12 protein-coding genes and 1 pseudogene are annotated in these 13,109 nt (G+C 65.1%); 5 read left to right on the top strand and 8 right to left on the bottom strand.

Annotated features, from left to right (window positions below):
- Positions 1-21 precede the first annotated feature (21 nt).
- Complete coding sequence (locus LB564_RS09565) at positions 22-723, bottom strand: DUF805 domain-containing protein (RefSeq protein ID WP_224537043.1); 702 nt, start codon at positions 721-723, stop codon at positions 22-24.
- Positions 724-858: 135 nt separating this feature from the next.
- Here LB564_RS09565 and LB564_RS09560 point away from each other — a divergent pair, with 135 nt between their 5' ends.
- Entirely contained in the window at positions 859-2,292 is a 1,434-nt protein-coding gene (locus tag LB564_RS09560) for a glycosyltransferase (protein ID WP_224537040.1), read from the top strand.
- Between the two features lie 104 nt (positions 2,293-2,396).
- Here LB564_RS09560 and LB564_RS09555 read toward each other — a convergent pair whose 3' ends face one another.
- The gene (locus tag LB564_RS09555) at positions 2,397-4,280 is read right to left on the bottom strand and encodes a DEAD/DEAH box helicase (RefSeq protein ID WP_224537038.1); all 1,884 of its coding nucleotides are present in this window, start codon (positions 4,278-4,280) and stop codon (positions 2,397-2,399) included.
- A 457-nt stretch (positions 4,281-4,737) separates the two neighbouring features.
- Here LB564_RS09555 and LB564_RS09550 point away from each other — a divergent pair, with 457 nt between their 5' ends.
- Positions 4,738-5,772, top strand: a complete 1,035-nt coding sequence (locus LB564_RS09550) for an aspartate-semialdehyde dehydrogenase (RefSeq protein WP_140703814.1) — start codon at positions 4,738-4,740, stop codon at positions 5,770-5,772.
- Between the two features lie 371 nt (positions 5,773-6,143).
- On the opposite strand, the pseudogene LB564_RS09545 reads toward LB564_RS09550, so the two are convergent.
- Positions 6,144-6,542 (bottom strand): annotated as a pseudogene (locus LB564_RS09545) (ACT domain-containing protein); the annotation flags it as partial.
- 198 nt (positions 6,543-6,740) lie between these two features.
- On the opposite strand from LB564_RS09545, the gene LB564_RS09540 reads away from it, so the two are divergent.
- The 3 genes from LB564_RS09540 to LB564_RS09530 all read left to right on the top strand — a co-directional run bounded on the left by LB564_RS09540 (position 6,741) and on the right by LB564_RS09530 (position 8,594).
- Positions 6,741-7,646: a bestrophin family protein gene (locus LB564_RS09540; RefSeq protein ID WP_224537036.1), complete on the top strand. Its 906-nt coding sequence runs from the start codon at positions 6,741-6,743 to the stop codon at positions 7,644-7,646.
- Positions 7,647-7,795: 149 nt separating this feature from the next.
- Positions 7,796-8,206, top strand: coding sequence for a DoxX family protein (locus tag LB564_RS09535; RefSeq protein ID WP_140703808.1), 411 nt, complete (start codon positions 7,796-7,798; stop codon positions 8,204-8,206).
- A gap of 124 nt (positions 8,207-8,330) precedes the next feature.
- Positions 8,331-8,594, top strand: coding sequence for a YMGG-like glycine zipper-containing protein (locus LB564_RS09530; protein WP_140703807.1), 264 nt, complete (start codon positions 8,331-8,333; stop codon positions 8,592-8,594).
- 101 nt (positions 8,595-8,695) lie between these two features.
- On the opposite strand, the gene LB564_RS09525 is transcribed toward LB564_RS09530, so the two are convergent.
- The 5 genes from LB564_RS09525 to LB564_RS09505 form a co-directional block, all read right to left on the bottom strand.
- Entirely contained in the window at positions 8,696-9,541 is an 846-nt protein-coding gene (locus LB564_RS09525) for an acyl-CoA thioester hydrolase/BAAT C-terminal domain-containing protein (RefSeq protein ID WP_224537034.1), read from the bottom strand.
- Positions 9,542-9,665: 124 nt separating this feature from the next.
- Positions 9,666-10,064: a 30S ribosomal protein S16 gene (gene rpsP, locus LB564_RS09520; RefSeq protein ID WP_140703803.1), complete on the bottom strand. Its 399-nt coding sequence runs from the start codon at positions 10,062-10,064 to the stop codon at positions 9,666-9,668.
- A gap of 53 nt (positions 10,065-10,117) precedes the next feature.
- Positions 10,118-10,444: a chorismate mutase gene (locus LB564_RS09515; protein WP_140703801.1), complete on the bottom strand. Its 327-nt coding sequence runs from the start codon at positions 10,442-10,444 to the stop codon at positions 10,118-10,120.
- A gap of 8 nt (positions 10,445-10,452) precedes the next feature.
- Entirely contained in the window at positions 10,453-12,054 is a 1,602-nt protein-coding gene (gene ffh / locus LB564_RS09510; RefSeq protein ID WP_224537032.1) for a signal recognition particle protein, read from the bottom strand.
- Between the two features lie 395 nt (positions 12,055-12,449).
- Positions 12,450-13,055 carry a DUF1236 domain-containing protein gene (locus LB564_RS09505; RefSeq protein WP_224537030.1) on the bottom strand — a complete coding sequence of 202 codons (606 nt, stop codon included), beginning with the start codon at positions 13,053-13,055 and terminating at the stop codon, positions 12,450-12,452.
- Between the last annotated feature and the right edge of the window lie 54 nt (positions 13,056-13,109).

Raw genomic sequence — 13,109 nt, 5'->3', positions numbered from 1 at the left:
GGATGCCTGGCCACCGCTTCGTCAAACCCTGACGCCCGCCGGCACCGGTCCCCAGCGGTTTTCCCGCGCCTGCGTCGGGATGAGGGCGAAGACCAGTATGGCCAGGCTGCCGATGGTCGGGAGCAGGATCACCAGGCAGAGCCAGCCCGACAGGCCGATATCGTGCAGCCGTCGCACGGTCATGCCGAGGCCGGGCAGGAAGGTTGCCAGCAGGAAGGTGCCGCAGAGGCCGACCGTCACCGCCGCCGAGACGTCGGTGTCGAAATTGCCCATCTGGGCGTCGGTGAAGATACCGATGCCGCCGATGATCAACAGGCTGACCACCCAGAACAGGCAATAGCTCCAATATTCCTTGCGGCGGGCGCGGCCGCCGAAATTGAAGTAGTTCTGGGTCACGGCGCGCCAGAAATAGCCCCAGAGGTCGGTGGGTTCGGCAGGTTCGGAGGAGCGGCCGAAATGCCGCGCCTGCGGTGCGGCCCCTGCCGTCTCGTTGCCGGCGGGAGCGGCCTTGGCGCCGGCGGCCGGAGCCGCGGTCTGGGCGAGGGCAAGCAAAAAGACGTCACGCGCCTGGCCGTGGGCCGGCAGAAATTCGACGGCCGCGCCGTTGGCGAGAATGGCTTGGCCGCGCAGATCCTCGCGCCTGAAGGTGTAGCGGTTGCCGTCGGCGCCGGTGATGAAGCCGAAGCCCTGGCTCTCGTCATAGTGAAGAACTTCGCCGCGCATGCGCCACCCCCTCCTTGCCCCGCCAAGATGTGGCACAGGGCGAAGTGCATGGGCAAGACCGGCGCAATGGCTACCGTCCTGGCGGCAAATCAGGGATAAGACATCGACAGCAACCGCCTTCAGCAGAACCAGACAATGACAGAGCCTACCGATGCCAGCGTCACGAACGGGAATGAGCAGGCCGCAAGTCCACCTACCCTGGCCATCGACGCCACCGGGCTGATGTTATGGCCGCCCGGCAAGGGCTTGGCGGGCATTCCGCGCGTGGAGAGCTTTCTCGTCAACGCGGCGCTGGCGGATCCGGATCCTTGCGTGGAAGCGGTGGCGTTCAGGTCGAGCGAGGGCAAGTTCCGGCCGCTTGCCCCCTATGAACTGGATCATGTCGCGGTGGGCCCGATTTCACCCCATCAAGTCAAACGGTGGCCAGGAAGACGAGCGGCCCTGTCTCAGGCTTTCGAGGCTGTGAGGCAGCGGCCATGGGACAAGCGCGAGACGGACCGTCATCTCGCCAGGACGGTGACGAACGGCCGCAAAGGGGTCGCCTACCAGGCAACGCGGCTGCTGATCCGCGCCTATCGCCTGTGCCAGCGGGTCCGTATCCGGTTGGGCGCGGAACCCCATGCGCCGGGCCGGGGCACCGAGGCGGAACGAGGCCTCGTGCTGATCAGCCATCACATCCTGACCCAGCAGGACCGGTCCGCGGTGTCGAGCACCACCGGCACGCTTGCCTTCCTTTGCCATGACCTCATCCCGACATTGCGCCCCGACCTGATCGGTACGGGCATCGGCGAAACCCGTTTCGGATCTTATCTCGAACAGCTGGTACGCAGCGGCGCGCCGGCGTTCTGCGCCTCCGACGAGGTTGGCGCGACGCTGACCGACCATATGCGCAAGGCCGGCATCGCCGCGCCTGTCGTGTACCGGTTTCCGATGCCCTCCATCCTGCACGAGACCGCGGCCCGCATGGGCGCGACCTCGCGCATCGAGACGGGCGAACCGTTCGTCATCTATTGTTCGACCATCGAAGTGCGCAAGAACCACATCCTTCTGGCCCGCATCTGGCAGCAGGCGCTGGAGGAAGGCGTCAAGCTGCCGCGGCTTGTCTGCGCCGGGCGCTGGGGCTGGATGATCGAGCCGCTGCGCGCCTATCTCAAGGATCATCCCGCGCTGCTCAATTCGGTCACCTTCACCGGGCTGGTCAGCGACGAGGAGCTCATCCAATATTATCGCAGCGCCGCTTTCGGTGTCTTTCCCTCGCATATAGAGGGCTGGGGCTACGGCGCCTCGGAATGCCTCGATTTCGGCATTCCGGTCATCGTCTCGACGGCGCCGTCGCTGATCGAGGCAAGCGGCGGGATGATGCCGGCGATCGACCCCAACGACCAGGCCGGCTGGTACGCCGCGATCCGCAAAATGGCGGAGGACCATGGCTGGCGTTCATCGCTGACGGAACGCATTGCCAGGCAGCACCGGCCGACGCCGACATCGGCAAGCTGGGCCGCCATCAAGGCCGGCCTGCGGGAGAACGCGGCCCGCCGTCTCCAGAGCAATTCCAGGAAAAGTGTGTAACGGTTTTCCCGGGCGAAGCGCGTAGCGCCTCCCCTTGGGAATTGCGTGAAAACAAAGAGTTAGAGCGTGTCGGCGATTCCATCAAACGCTGAACCGCTCTAGACTTATGACGGGCGCTTCTTCGTCTTCTTGTGCTTTGGCGCGCCGGCATTTTCGAATTTCGGCTTGCCCGGCTTCTTCGCCCACGGCTTTGCCTCATGCGCGGCTGCCGGGCGCTGGTCGGCCGGCGCCGGCGCGCGTTTCTCGAATTTGCGCTTCGGCGCGTTCGGGTCGAACGGCGCCTTGCCGCGATGCGGCTTCTTCTCCGGACTTGGCGGCTGGTAGCCGGCGCGCGACAAATCGGGCGTGCCGTCCAGCCGCTTGACCAGGATGGTGCCCTGCAATTTGCGATCGGGGCCGATTGCCGCCACGAACCGGTCGGCCCAATCGGCCGCTATCTGCACGAAGGTCTCTTCCGGCTGCATCTTGATGGCGCCGATCTCGCGCTTGGAAATGCTGCCGGCGCGGCACAGCATCGGGATCAGCCAGCGCGGCTCGGCATTCTGCCGGCGTCCGACCGACAGCGAGAACCAGACGCTGGCGCCGAAATCGTCGCGGCGGCTCGGCGCCTCGTCGCGATGGGTGAATTTTTCGCCCGCCGGTCTTTCACGCGCCAGTCCTTCCCGCGAAGGCGTGAACGGCGCGACATCCATGAGATCCTCGGGCGCCGAGCGGCTGGAACGGCACTGGCGCACGAAGGCCGCCGCCACCAGTTCGGCGCCATGCCGGCTGAGAAGCGCCTCGATGAAGCCGCGCTCTTCGTCCTTCACCGGTTCGTCGAAAGCCGGGTCGGCAAGAATGCGCTCGTCGTCACGGCGCAGCACGTCGTCGGCCGAGGGCGGGCTCGCCCATGTCGCGGTCAGCTTGGCGCTTTGCAGCAGCCGCTCGGTGCGCCGGCGGGCGCTATTGGGCACGATCAGCGCGCTGACGCCCTTGCGCCCGGCGCGCCCGGTGCGGCCGCTGCGGTGCAAAAGCGTTTCGGGATTGGTCGGCAGATCGGCGTGGATGACCAGTTCGAGATTGGGCAGGTCGATGCCGCGCGCCGCGACATCGGTGGCGATGCAGACTTTCGCGCGACCGTCGCGCATCGCCTGCAGCGCATGGCTGCGCTCGTTCTGGCTGAGCTCGCCCGAAAGCGCCACAACCGAAAAATTCCGGTTGTTGAAGCGCGCCGTCAGATGATTGACGGCGGCGCGCGTGTTGCAGAACACCAGCGCGTTCTTGGCCTCATAAAAGCGCAGCACGTTGATGATGGCGTTCTCGCGGTCGGCTTGGGCGACATTCAGCGCCCGGTACTCGATGTCGAGATGCTGCTTTTCCTCGCCAGCGGCCGAGATGCGCACGGCATCGCGCTGATAGCCTTGCGCGAGCGTGGCGATGGAGCGCGGCACGGTGGCCGAAAACATCAGCGTGCGGCGCTCGGCGGGTGCGGCGTCGAGGATGAATTCGAGATCCTCGCGAAAGCCGAGATCGAGCATCTCGTCGGCCTCGTCCAGCACCACCGCCTTCAGCGCCGACATGTCGAGCGAGTTTCGGGTGATGTGATCGCGCAGCCGGCCGGGCGTGCCGACGACGATATGGGCACCGCGATCCAGCGCGCGCCGTTCGGTGCGCATGTCCATGCCGCCGACGCAGGAGGCAACCGTGGCGCCGGTCGGCTCGTAGAGCCATTCGAGCTCGCGCGTCACCTGCAGCGCCAGCTCGCGCGTCGGCGCCACCGCCAAGGCCAGTGGGGCCGCGGCCGGGCCAAAGCGCTCCGCGCCGTCGAGAAGCGTCGGCGCCATGGCAAGGCCGAAGGCCACGGTCTTGCCCGAGCCGGTCTGGGCCGACACCAGCGCGTCGGCCTGGCCGAGCTCCAGCACCGCCTTCTGCACCGGGGTCAGGTCGGAATAACCGCGTTTTTCCAGCGCTTGTGCCAGCGCGGGAACAATACCATCGAAGTTAGACATCTCGTTCTTTCGGAATTCAGGGTTCTGCGCTCATCATGGAGCACATGCCGGGGGCTGGCGCCGCGCCAGCCAAACAATCTTGGCCGTTCGTACTTCCTGCCGCCCTTCTTGTACAGGGTGCCATGCAGGCTATGCGACGCGCCGCCAATTGACTCCTGCCGCAAACCGCGTAAAAGCCCGCTTCGAACGGGATCAATTTCGATGCGCGGCCTTTTGATGGCTCTTCTTGCGTTCGATGCCCCCAGCCTCGATGCGAACCATTGGGCCGGGCGCGTCGCCGCGTCCTCTCGTTCCAGCAAAACCCCATTCTTGGCCAAGAAAACTACCAAAACCACCACCAAAACGGTGTGATTCCCTTGGCCTAACCACCCTCTCCCGGGTCCGGCCCGGGGGACGGAACCCGCATTGGCCGGCGGGTTTTCTCCAACAACCAAGCGGAGAGGGACAGGAGATCTTTATGAGTTTCAAGGTTGCGATAGTCGGCGCCACGGGCAATGTGGGCCGCGAAATGCTCAACATACTGGAAGAGCGCGGCTTTCCGGTCAGCGAGGTCGTGGCGCTGGCGTCGCGGCGCAGCATGGGCACGGAAGTGTCGTTCGGCGACCGCACGCTGAAGGTCAGGCCGCTCGACCAGCATGATTTTTCCGACACCGACATCTGCATCATGTCGGCCGGCGGCAACGTCTCCAAGGAATGGTCGCCGAAGATCGGCAAGCAGGGCTGCGTCGTCATCGATAATTCATCCGCCTTCCGCTACGATCAGGACGTGCCGCTGATCGTGCCGGAGGTGAATCCGGACGCGATCTCGCTGTTCACGCGCAAGAACATCATCGCCAACCCTAACTGCTCGACGGCGCAACTGGTCGTGGCGCTGAAGCCGCTGCACGACGTCGCCACCATCAAGCGCGTCGTCGTCGCCACCTACCAGTCGGTGTCGGGCGCCGGCAAGGAAGGCATGGACGAGCTGTTCACGCAGACACGCGCGGTTTTCGTCGCCGATCAGGTCGACGTCAAGAAGTTCACCAAGCGCATCGCCTTCAACGTCATCCCGCATATCGACGTCTTCCTCGACGACGGCTTCACCAAGGAAGAGTGGAAGATGGTCGCCGAGACCAAGAAGATGCTCGACCCCAAGATCAAGCTGACGGCGACCTGCGTGCGCGTGCCGGTGTTCATCGGCCATTCCGAAGCGGTCAACATCGAGTTCGAGAAGCCGATCACCGCCGACGAGGCGCGCGACATCCTGCGCGAGGCGCCGGGCTGCCAGGTGCTCGATAAGCGCGAGGATGGCGGCTACATCACGCCGCTGGAATCGGCGGGCGAGGACGCCACCTTCATCTCGCGCATCCGCGAGGATTCGACCATCGACAATGGCCTGTCGATGTGGATCGTCGCCGACAATCTGCGCAAGGGCGCGGCGCTGAACGCCGTGCAGATAGCCGAGCTGCTGGTCGAGCGCGGCCTGATCCAGCCGAAGAAGAAGGCGGCCTGACTTTTCGCTCACGGGCCGCACCGCCGCTGCCGCGGCGGGCCCTCCGCGAGGGCACCGGACGACCGGCGGCCCGCTGTCGCGGGCTCGGCCTTCGGCCGTTAGCTCCCTTCTCCCCGTCACTATACGGGGAGAAGGTGCCGGCAGGCGGATGAGGGGCAGCGCTGGCCTGTGAACGAGCACACCAGGGCTCAGCCACAAGCTAGGACGCCGCCGCCATAGCCACTATGATGCATAGCATCACCCAATGCCTTTGACTGCGCCATCCTGCTCTATTCGCGATCGCGCATGGCATCCAGATGATCGTTCTCCTGTGACATGCGGGCGTTCGCGATTGCCTCGACATCTTCGTGCTTCAAATCCTTGGTTGCGAATGACTGCCCGGTCAGCTCCCGCAATACCTCCATCGCCTCTTCCGCCCTCTCCGTCGGCACGAACAGATGGTCATGGTAAAAGCCCGAGACCGGATTGACGCCCATGCCGGCGGCGGCGAGGCGAGCTGTGACGGCGGCGAGGAAGCCGACGGCCTCCAGAGAGGAGTGGATGTTCAGCGTGATCATCCGGCAGCGGAATACAGCTTCCAGCCCGGCAGCCTCCGCTGCGTCTTCGGTCACGATCAGCGTCATGCCTTCGCGCTCGCGAAACACCATCACAGGCTCCAGGCCTTCTGGCTGGGGCGCATCGGGCGCCAGCGTGGCGAAGACGTAGGTGCCATCGAGCAGTTCCAGCCTCATTGATGCCAACAATGTCCCGAGATCGGTCTCACCGGTCATGTTTCTCGCCTGCACAAGGACGGGCCACGGCCCTCAGGTCCTCCATATCCGCAAGCGGCGACCGCCGATAGCCCGTGCGCCGCGCGGGCGACATGACGATGTGACGACATGGCGATGTCGTTGTCGGCTGGGCTTGCGCATCTGGCGCATCGCACAATAGAGGAGCTGAGGGCCGACGCAGGCCTGTGAAAGGCCCCAATGATCGTTCGTCCGCGCCCCACCTTCCTGCAGCTGTTCTTCATCATGCGCGGCTCGGTGGTGCCACGCATCCTGCCGCAGATTTTCGGCTTCGCGATCTATTCGGCGGTCATCCTTGTCGTGGCGCGCTGGTTCCAACTCGATCTCGGCGTCTTCAACATCACGCCCTTCGGACTGGTCGGCGTGACCTTGTCGATCTATCTGTCCTTCCGCAACAACGCCGCCTATGACCGCTGGTGGGAGGCGCGCAAGCTGTGGGGCGCGCTGGTCTTCGAAATCCGCAATCTGGCCCGCGCCACGACCAGCCTCATTCCCGATCTGACCGAGCAGCGCGCCCTGCTGATGGAGGCGCTGGCCTTCTGTCATTTCCTGCGCGGCCAGTTGCGCAGGATCGACAGTGTGAAAGACGCCCATGCCTTCATCGACACCGAAGCGGAGACGGCGGCGGGTTTTGCCAATCCGGCGGACGAGATGGTCAGGCGCATGGGCCGCCGCGCCAATGCGCAGCGCCAGGGTGGCGAGCTCGACACGATCGGTTTCCGCATCCTCGATGAGAGGCTGGCGTCCATCACCGCCATCCAGGCCGGCTGCGAGCGGATCGCCGGCACGCCCTTGCCCTTCGCCTACACGCTGCTGGTGCACCGAACGGCCTACATCGTTTGCCTGCTCCTGCCGATCGGCCTGATCTCGACCACCGGCTGGGCGACGCCTTTGTTCACGGCGCTGATCGCCTACACCTTCTTCGGCCTCGACGCGCTTTCGGAAGAACTCGAGGATCCGTTCGGCACCGAAGCCAACGACCTCGCGCTCGATAGTCTCTGCCGGGTCTGCGAAATCTCGGTGTTCGAGGCCTTGGGCGAGACGCCGCCAAAGATGCTGCCGGCCGAGAAGTTCTATTTTTCGTAAGCTTGAGACATGGATGGCATCCGCGTGCCGGAGTGGCTTCCGGGGCCACTTTGCCAAAAGAATCCAGCCCCCCTGTAGGATCGTCGCCTTGGGGCGCGTCCTTGGCTCGACCCCGAAAAAGGGGCTCGAACCATCAGGAGGGTACACCAATGAGCATTTCCGAAATCGCGCCCGTCTCGTCCGGCGCCTTGTGGACCGGCCGCGTGCTCAGCGGCCTCATCGTCCTGTTCATGATCTTCGACGGCGCCATCAAGCTGCCGCCGCTCGATGTGGTGACCCAGACGATGGTGCCGCTGGGCTGGCCGGCCGACGCCAACGTCGCGCGCATGCTGGGTGTTATTGGCCTGGTCTCGACCGCGCTTTATGCCTTGCCGCGTACCTCGGTGCTCGGCGCCATCCTGCTCACCGCCTATATGGGCGGCGCCATCGCCACCAATGCGCGGATCGGCAACCCCTTGTTCTCGCACACGCTGTTCGGCGTCTATCTCGGTATCATCCTGTGGGGCGGCCTCTATCTGCGCGACCCCAGGGTGCGTGCGCTGGTCCCGTTCAGCCGATAGCAGCTCCGCGCCAACCGCGGCTGCTGGTGTCGTCGCGATCTTCGTTCCCCTCGGGATCAAATTAGCCGTCTGAGAGTTAAGCCCTTGGCGGCGAGACGGCGATCCGCATGTGAGAGGAACGAAAATGAAGAAAATTATTACGGTTCTTGTGTTGGCGACGGCGCTCGGCGCCTGTTCGCAGACGGAAAAAGGCGCCGCCGTGGGCGGTCTTGGCGGTGCCGCGATCGGCGCGGCCGTGGCTGGCGATCCGGTCCAGGGCGCGGTTGTCGGCGGCGCGGTTGGCGCCGTGGCGGGCGCCCTGATCGGCCATGCCAGCGAAAGCGGCCAATGCCGGTACCGCGACCGTTACGGCCGCACCTATGTCGATCGCTGCCCCAGCGGTTATTGATCGAGCGCATTCCGGACATGAAGAGCAAAACGGCGGGCTTTTGGCCTGCCGTTTTCGATCGATGAATTGCGGCCCGCTTGAGACATCCGGTGGGGGCCGCGCTACAGCAGGTTCCGAATGTATCGCCAGGCTTCCTGGCCCAGGGCGGCATCAGCGCGGTCATTGCCGCCATGCGCGTGCGAGCTTGAGCGCGGGGTGGTTTCGCCAGGCAGGAGAATGCGGTGGCCGGCGTCGGGGGCCGAAACGAGGCGCGTGGCCTTTCCGGCATCTTGCCGACGCCGGACAATCGACGTGGCGAATTCCAGGGATGGCCACAGCGCGTCGCCGCCGCCAGCGACCAGCACGATCTCCCCCGAAAGTGCCTCGACGGGAATGGCGGCCTTGTCGGCTTCCTGCCTGAACCTTGTCAGGCAGTGCTCGAAAAGTCCTCGGTAGGACACAAGACCATCAACATGGCTTGCCTTCCAATCCGGGTCGGTTGGAACAAAGGGGAGAGGGCGACCGTCAACAGTCCATGACGATCGCTCGGGCCAGCTGACGCCGTCGCGGCCCGGCCCGATGTTTCCCCAGACCACCGATGTCGGGCTGATTGCAACCACGGCATCGACGCGCGGGTCTTGGGCCGCCGCGAGCAAGGATGCCTCGGCGCCCTTGGACGTGCCGACATAGACGATGCGCCGGCATCCCAATCCAACGAGGCGGTCGGTCGCGGCGAAAAACGTCTCAAGGGGGATTTCACATATGCCGGGAACCTGGCCTTCGCCGCCGAACCACTGGAGGGCAAGGACAGAGACGCCCTCGCTGGCAAATAGTCGTGCACGGGAAATATCGACACGGCCGCTCGATCCGCTCAAGACAACGACACCTGTCGTGGCATCAGCGCATCGCAGCAGGGTCCCGGCGACGACGCCGGACAGGATCTCCTGCGTGACAGCCCGTTCGTCCATCCGATCCTCGGCCGGAAATCAGAAGCTTTCCGGGACAACAGCAAAGGGCAGGTCGACGACAAATGCAAACAGCAAAACGGCGGGCACAGGCCCGCCGTTTCGTTTCCGCAAATGGGAAGCGAGATTACTCCGCCGTGGCGGCTTCCTCGGCCGGTGCGGCAGCGGCGGCGGCAACCGCGGCAGCGGCGTCTTCCTGCGCCTTCTTCAGCAGCGAGGCGCGTTCCTGCGCCTTCTTGCCGGGCTCGGCCTTCTTCGGGTTGGAGCGGGCGTCGCGCTTGGCAAGGCCGGCCTCGTCGAGGAAGCGCAGCACGCGGTCGGTCGGCTGGGCGCCGTGCGACAGCCAATGCTTGACGCGGTCGGCGTCGACCTTGACGCGCTCGCCGTCCTTCGGCAGCAGCGGGTTCCACGAGCCGAGCGACTCGATGAACCGGCCGTCGCGCGGCGAACGGGCGTCGGCGACGACGACGTGGTAGTAAGGACGCTTCTTCGAGCCCGCACGGGCCAGTCTGATCTTCAGTGCCATTTCTTTTCTCCTAAAAGCTCTGATTTCGTTTGATTGGATTTCGGTTGAGTCTTTCAGCCGGTTTTCATCACGCCGTTTGCTGCGGCGATCTGTTCGTGGTGGCGGATCACTTCGCGGACGACGAAGTTGAGGAATTTCTCCGCGAAATCCGGGTCGAGATGCGCGTCATGCGCCAGCTGGCGAAGACGGGCGATCTGCTGCTGCTCGCGCGCCGGATCGGCCGGCGGCAGGCCATGCTCGGCCTTGAGCACGCCGACCGCCTTGGTGCAGCGGAAGCGCTCGGCCAGCATATGGATGAGGGCGGCATCGATGTTGTCGATCGATGCACGGTAGCCGGCCAGGATGATGCGGGCGTCGGCCATGTCCTTTTCTTCGTTCATCCGCAGTCTCACTTCTTCTTGCCAAGGCCGGGTAGTCCGCCGCCACCCAGGCCGGGAAGCCCCGGTAGTTTCATGCCGCCGGGCAGCCCGGGCAGGCCGCCGCCGCCGGGGGCGGGCAGACCCTTCATGCCGCCGAGACCGGCGGCCTGCGCCTGCTTCTGCAGGGCTTCGAGCTGCTTGGGATCCATCTTCGACAGGTCCGGCATGCCGCCGCCCATCATGCCGCCCATGCCGCCAGGCATCATGCCGCCGAGGCCCATCTTGGAAGCGAGGCCGCCCATCATGCCGCGCATCAGGCCGCCGCCTTTGCCCTTGCCGCCCATCGCCTTCATCATGTCGGCCATGCCGCGATGCATCTTCAAGAGCTTGTTGATCTCGGCGGCGTCGGTGCCGGAACCGGCGGCGATGCGCTTCTTGCGTGAGTGTTTCAGCATATCGGGGTTGGCGCGCTCGGCCTTGGTCATCGACGAGATGATGGCGAGCTGGCGGCCGAACATCTTGTCGTCGAGGCCGGCGGCGGCCATCTGGTCCTTCATCTTGCCCATGCCGGGCATCATGCCCATGATGCCGCCCATGCCACCCATTTTCGACATCTGCTGAAGCTGCTGGGCAAGGTCGTTCAGGTCGAACTTGCCCGACTGCATCTTCTTGGCCATGGCCGCCGCCTGCTCGGCGTCGATGTTTTCGGCGGCCTTCTCGACGAGCGAGACGATGTCGCCCATCCCCAGAATGCGGTCGGCGATGCGCTTGGGATGGAATTCCTCCAGCCCGTCCATCTTTTCGCCGGTACCGATCAGCTTGATCGGCTTGCCGGTGACGGCGCGCATCGACAGCGCGGCGCCGCCGCGGCCGTCGCCGTCCATGCGGGTCAGCACCAGGCCGGTGATGCCGACGCGTTCGTCGAAGCTCTTGGCCAGGTTGACGGCGTCCTGGCCGGTCAGCGAATCCGCGACCAGCAGGATTTCGTGCGGGCTCGACACCTTCTTGATGTCGGCCATCTCGACCATCAGCGGCTCGTCGATATGGGTGCGGCCGGCGGTGTCGAGGATGACCACGTCATGACCGCCGAGCTTGGCCGCCTGCACGGCGCGCTTGGCGATATCGACCGGATTCTGGCCTGCGATAACAGGCAGCGTCGCGACCTGGACCTGCTCGCCGAGCTGGCGCAACTGCTCCTGCGCGGCGGGACGCCGCGTGTCGAGCGAGGCCATCAGGACCTTCTTGTTCTGACGCTCGGTCAGCCGCTTGGCGATCTTGGCCGAAGTCGTGGTCTTGCCGGAGCCCTGCAGGCCGACCATCATGACGACGACCGGCGCCGGCGCGTTGAGGTCGACGGCGACGCCCTCGGCACCCAGCATGTCGACCAGCTCGTCATGGACGATCTTGACGACCATCTGTCCCGGCTTGATCGACTTCAGCACGGCGGCGCCGACGGCCTTCTCGCGCACCTTGTCGGTGAAGGAGCGCACCACTTCCAGCGCCACGTCGGCCTCGAGCAGCGCACGGCGCACCTCGCGCAGCGCCGCCGAGACATCCGCCTCGGAAAGCGCGCCGCGGCCGGTCAGGCCGTTCAGGATGGAGCCAAGGCGCTCCTGCAGCGATTCAAACATCTTGCTTCCTTCGATCCCGGTTCATTCGATCCGAGAGGTAATGCGTTCGCGCCCAGTCTCCAAGCAAAAGCCAGTCCAAGCAAAAGCCCAAAACCAAAAAGCACCCGGGGGCGCACAGCGCTGCCGGGTGTTGGCCTCCAGGATCTGTTTACAGCACTCGGCCTCGAAGAGGCTTCGGCGTCCTGGTCGGCTTGCTCGGAGGGATACTCGTCGCGGAATTGCTGGACTGTAGACAGGAAATCGGCGCGAGAGTCAAGGCAACGGCCCGGGCAGGCCACTCCTGGCACCGTGATCAGACCGCCTGACCCGCCGGAACCCAGGCCCTGACCTGCGGATACGGCACGTCCGATCGTGAACATCGCCGGCGGCCGCGACAGCCCCCCCCGGCCTTGCGTTCAACGCACCACGTACATGATGCGCCGCGTCTGCGGATCGATCAGCGCCCGCTGGCCGTTCACATAGACATAGCGGTAGTTGTAGTCAGGAATTTCGCGCAGCTCGACCGTGTCTGGCAAGGTCGCGCCGGTGACCACCTCGCCGTCGAGATAGACGGGGTCGAGGCGATGGGTGTCGACATAGGTCCGCACTTCAGCTGGCGGCGCCGGAAAATCGCCAACCACCGGATCGCTGGCGATGATCGCTCCTGTATAGTCGGTGGAGTAGTTGCCGATGTCTTCCGGTGGCGAGACGACGGCAACGCTGGAGCCGTGCGGTCGCTGCGTCAGCACCACCCGGCTGCCGCTGAAATCGGCCGTGACATAGTCGGAATAGACCCAGCCCTGTCCGCCGGCTTCGGCGATCGTGCACCATTTGCTGTTTTCGATGCAGCCATTGAGCGTCGCCGACTGGCCCGCGGCGAGCACGCCGATGACAGGATATTGCGGGCCGGGACCGGCGCGCACGTTGAGATCGGTGACTGCCGAGACCGCGGTATCGGCCAGCGCGGCGCCCGACATTGCGGTCAGCATCCCGGCTATTGCGGGAAACAATAAGGATTTCATGGGTTCTCTCCGTTTCACAGTCCCTCGGCGGTGACAACGGGGCAGCGGCGCATG

The sequence above is a fragment of the Mesorhizobium sp. ES1-6 genome, from assembly GCF_020164775.1.
Taxonomy (GTDB): Bacteria; Pseudomonadota; Alphaproteobacteria; order Rhizobiales; family Rhizobiaceae; genus Mesorhizobium.
This window is presented reverse-complemented; position numbering and strand designations above follow the sequence as displayed.

Bases quoted from the DNA above. Each gene is read 5' to 3' on its own strand.
- LB564_RS09565 (WP_224537043.1), bottom strand. From the start codon at position 723: ATGCGCGGCGAAGTTCTTCACTATGACGAGAGCCAGGGCTTCGGCTTC.
- LB564_RS09560 (WP_224537040.1), top strand. From the start codon at position 859: ATGACAGAGCCTACCGATGCCAGCGTCACGAACGGGAATGAGCAGGCC.
- LB564_RS09555 (WP_224537038.1), bottom strand. From the start codon at position 4,280: ATGTCTAACTTCGATGGTATTGTTCCCGCGCTGGCACAAGCGCTGGAA.
- LB564_RS09550 (WP_140703814.1), top strand. From the start codon at position 4,738: ATGAGTTTCAAGGTTGCGATAGTCGGCGCCACGGGCAATGTGGGCCGC.
- LB564_RS09540 (WP_224537036.1), top strand. From the start codon at position 6,741: ATGATCGTTCGTCCGCGCCCCACCTTCCTGCAGCTGTTCTTCATCATG.
- LB564_RS09535 (WP_140703808.1), top strand. From the start codon at position 7,796: ATGAGCATTTCCGAAATCGCGCCCGTCTCGTCCGGCGCCTTGTGGACC.
- LB564_RS09530 (WP_140703807.1), top strand. From the start codon at position 8,331: ATGAAGAAAATTATTACGGTTCTTGTGTTGGCGACGGCGCTCGGCGCC.
- LB564_RS09525 (WP_224537034.1), bottom strand. From the start codon at position 9,541: ATGGACGAACGGGCTGTCACGCAGGAGATCCTGTCCGGCGTCGTCGCC.
- rpsP (WP_140703803.1), bottom strand. From the start codon at position 10,064: ATGGCACTGAAGATCAGACTGGCCCGTGCGGGCTCGAAGAAGCGTCCT.
- LB564_RS09515 (WP_140703801.1), bottom strand. From the start codon at position 10,444: ATGAACGAAGAAAAGGACATGGCCGACGCCCGCATCATCCTGGCCGGC.
- ffh (WP_224537032.1), bottom strand. From the start codon at position 12,054: ATGTTTGAATCGCTGCAGGAGCGCCTTGGCTCCATCCTGAACGGCCTG.
- LB564_RS09505 (WP_224537030.1), bottom strand. From the start codon at position 13,055: ATGAAATCCTTATTGTTTCCCGCAATAGCCGGGATGCTGACCGCAATG.